The sequence below is a fragment of the Pontibacterium sp. genome (genome assembly GCF_041587635.1).
Lineage (GTDB): Bacteria > Pseudomonadota > Gammaproteobacteria > Pseudomonadales > Balneatricaceae > Pontibacterium.
Genome location: NZ_JBFGYC010000385.1, coordinates 1 through 3,995, shown reverse-complemented (window position 1 = coordinate 3,995; position 3,995 = coordinate 1). Strand labels below are relative to the sequence as shown.

Here is a 3,995-nt window from a genome sequence, read left to right as displayed (position 1 = left end):
CTGCGCGCAAAGCGGCTGAGGCGTTATTAGAAGGTAAAGCATCAGAGTTGTTTGATGCCAATACCAGTCTCCGTAAGCTGTTGATTGATCAAGAGGCGCTTGTCCGTGAGCGCACCTTAGAGCTTCAGCAAGCGCTCAGTTTTGCTGAAGAAGCCAGTGCCCATAAAAGTGCATTTCTTGCCAATATGAGTCATGAAATTCGCACCCCGATGAATGCGATTATCGGCATGGCCTATCTGGTGCTTCAATCAGAGCTGTCACCGTATCAGCGGGATCGACTAGAAAAACTGCACCTGTCTGCGAAAAGCCTTTTAGGGATTATTAATGATATTCTCGACTTCTCTAAGGTGGAGGCAGGTCAGCTCCTGATAGATGAACATGAGTACAGCCTTGATGAGCTGCTTCAGCAGATATATACGGTTAACCAGTATGAAGCGGAGCGAAAGCGAATAAAGCTTAGTGTCAGTCGCGATTTCAGCCTACCTGATTGTCATTTGGGCGATGCACTACGCATTCAGCAGGTATTAACCAACCTGCTTAGTAATGCGATCAAGTTTACTCACCATGGTGAAGTTAGCGTGCTCATCCCCCCTTTGGTTGAAGCTGGAGGGAAGCGGTATCTCGAGTTCCGAGTGAAAGACACGGGGATCGGCATGGCCGCTGGCGCGGTTGATCACCTTTTCGAACCGTTTACACAAGTGGATGAAAGCATTACGCGTAAATTTGGCGGTACCGGACTGGGGTTAGCGATTTCCAAGCAGCTCGTTGAGTTGATGTCCGGGACGATCAGTGTTGAAAGTCAGCCAAATAAAGGCACGTGTTTTTGCGTCCGGTTGCCGCTGAAACCAACGTCTGAGCTTGAGAGTGCTGGTGCTTTCAGTGATATGTGTTTGGCGGGTATCAATTTATCCGATCCTCTTCAGGATAAATTGCATCATCTGGGGCTGAAGGTGGAAAATCATACAGTCATAAATCCGATACAGGGATTAAAGAGCCTCCTGCATTCTTATTCCCCAGACCTTCTGTTCTTGGAGAGTCTGCCAGAACATCATGATTCCATTGAGTTTAGCCTGCTGAATTCAGAGCAGGCTAAACCTTTACGGATATTGTTACTGGATCCTGAATCTACTCTGCCGGTATCAGAGCCTGTTGGTGTTGCGATACGTAGCGTCAACACATTGGACACACGTTCGTCGTTATTGCAGGCAGTGGGTGAGTTGCTAAGCATTGGTAAGAACAAAAAAACTGATATCGCTTCAGCAGAACAAGATTGTTTGCTAGGAGGTGTCCGGGTTCTACTTGTGGAAGACAATCTCATCAATATGGAAATTGCTCGAGCTATGCTTGAGCATTTTGGTGCTCAGGTCGGGGAAGCAGAAAATGGCCGGGTGGCGCTGGATTATCTTGAACAGCATCGTGTTGATGTCGTGTTGATGGATGTACAGATGCCCGTGATGGATGGATATGCTGCCGCGACAGCGATTCGTGGCCAGAGCAGATTCAAAGACCTACCAGTGATAGCATTGACCGCCAACGCACTGGCGTCTGATTTAGAGCGAAGCTTTAAATGTGGGATGAACGATCATATATCCAAGCCCATTGATCCGGATGAACTCGTGAAAACCTTGCGCAAGTGGATTCCCGCCCCTCATGTAAAGGAGGACGCTAAACAACATAGAGTGTCTCCCGGAGGGGGGCAGGAGACTGCGTCAGTCTCACCTGTGGTGTTAGATTATGAGCAGGGACTGTATCGCTTATCTGGTAATGAAGAGCTTTACCGTTCGCTGTTACAGAGCTTTTTAGGACGAGAAGGCGATGTGGCTGAACGTCTGCAAGTGCTATACAGACAACGCGATTTTGTTGGGTTGGGTGAGTTGGTCCACAATATAAAAGGTGTATCCGGTACGCTTGGGGCGATGGCGTTGCACCATCTTATGGAACAAATTGAAGTACAGGCAATGCAGGCGACACCTAAGCTGAAAGAGCTCGTTAGTAGATCTGCCATAACAATGGAACAACTGATCAAGCGCGTTGATGATCTGACGCGACGGGATAAAAAGGAGGAGATACCGCGCTCTGACGAGACCGATAAAGCGGTATTGGTAGCGGGTCTGAGTGAGCTGTTAGCATTGGTTCAGTGTGGTGATAGTGCGGCTGTTGAGCAGTTTTCAGCGTTATCTGGGCAAGCGGGTGGGTATTTGGCGACAGATATGGGTTCTGTTCTTGGTCATAGCATTCAGAACTTCGAATTTGATATCGCCGCTGAACAGATAAACATTATGTTGCAGCACTTGATGCAAGGAGAATAAGGGGAGACCGATAGATTTCCCTAAGCTCAAAGCCCTTTCTATCAACCAGGATTAAACCTAGGATGACTTCATCCTTCCATCGGGCTGTTTTACAGCAAAGCCTGATACAGGTCCTTTGTATCGAGACTCAAGATGGCATTGCCAGCGATTGATGTAATATTGTGTGACGCGGCAGGGTTATTCTAACCCGAGGTGCAACTCACCAAGCTGGCTGGCGGCCTGTTCGAACTCAAAGTTGTGCGTATATTTTCGTACATCACTGGCAAGTGATTCATATTGAGTGTCTTTGAGTTGATTTAACAGGTTGTCACTTTGTTCTAGTGAGGCAATATCGCCGCTGTTAAGAAGCGGAAGTAACGTATCAATAAGGCTTTGTACCTTGTCGGTCTCAATTTCATTAATGTTACCAGGTGTGCTTGCCGTATTGGTTTCCAGCATCTGAGAAATGGCCAAAAGTACTTCCTGTAGCGCAGCCTCAAACTCACGTACAACGTCAACGTGCTCAGTATTATCCAGCTTAAGAGCATGCTCTAAAGCTGTGGCGCAGCCCTGCACATTCTTCATGCCTAGATTGCCTGCAGCGCCTTTAATTTTATGTGCCAACGCATAGGCCGAGTCCAAATCACCTTTTTGCATCAGATCCTGTAAGACGTGCGGTGTGGAGGATTGTTCTTGAAAAAATCGCGTCAGTAGAGATCCGTAGAGTGCTTTGTCGTTCGAAAGGCGTTTGAGAGCCGAGTCGATATCAATGCCGGGAAGCTCTGTAGGCAGAAGATAGGGGGTTGACTCAGAAAACCTCATTGCGTCCTCTGTCTTAGCAGAAGAGCGTTCAGGTTTAGGGTCAATCCATCGAATTAACTCAGTGTAGAGTTCTTCAGGATCAATCGGCTTGGTTAAATGGCCGTTCATATTCGCTTTCAGGCTCTTCTCGCGGTCCCCTTTCATGGCGTGTGCGGTCAGCGCAATGATAGGTAGGTCACTATGCTGAGGCATTTTTCGGATCTGCTGAGTGGCTTGATAGCCGTCCATCACGGGCATCTGTATGTCCATGAGCACGAGGTCCACGGTTTGATTCTGTAGCTTGTTAACTGCTTCAGCGCCATTCTCAGCGGTCGTAACGTTAACGCCTAATCGCTCCAGCATATTACGTGCAACTTCTGTGTTTATGGCATTGTCCTCTGCCAACAACACGTGTGCGCCCAGCAAGCGGTCAATCCCTTGTCGAGAGAGGTCCTCTGTTTTGTTTTGCGTATCGCAAAGTCGTACGAGGTCCATTATTTCAGCGAGTGCGTCAAAGATGCTCGAGGGTGTTACGAGGGAAGAAAGAGCACGTACTTGTGGGCTTTCGGATTGGTTGTTTACAGCCTTCGCGTTATTGGTACTGGTAAGTATTAGCATTGGAGTTTGCTTTTCACCTACAACGCTAGGATGAAACGTATTGATAAGGTTGAGAAGACTGTGTTGGTCCGAGGTTGAGTCCTGAAGGATCAATAAGTCTGCAGACGTTTGTTGGAGCTTTTCTTTCAGTGCATCTAAGTCGTCTGTAGATATTGGTGCGTTATTTAGGGTTTTTAGACCGAAGCTGGCAAGCGTTTCAGCAATCTGCTCGTTGCAGTTGATCATTTCTGCATGCTTGCCCTCAAAAATGCCATGATGATTGGTTGAAGTACTTTGGTGGTCAATGCT

Annotated in this window: 2 protein-coding genes; one reads left to right on the top strand and one right to left on the bottom strand. The window is 47.7% G+C overall.

All coding sequences use genetic code 11. The features are described 5' to 3' along the window. Positions 1 to 2,309, top strand: a 2,309-nt coding sequence (locus tag ABYW01_RS16005) for an ATP-binding protein (protein ID WP_372834573.1), incomplete at its 5' end; no start/stop codon positions are given. A 177-nt stretch (positions 2,310 to 2,486) separates the two neighbouring features. Here the strand turns inward: ABYW01_RS16005 and ABYW01_RS16000 are convergent. Next, positions 2,487 to 3,995: response regulator (locus ABYW01_RS16000; protein ID WP_372834570.1), on the bottom strand; the 1,509-nt coding region annotated here is incomplete at its 5' end.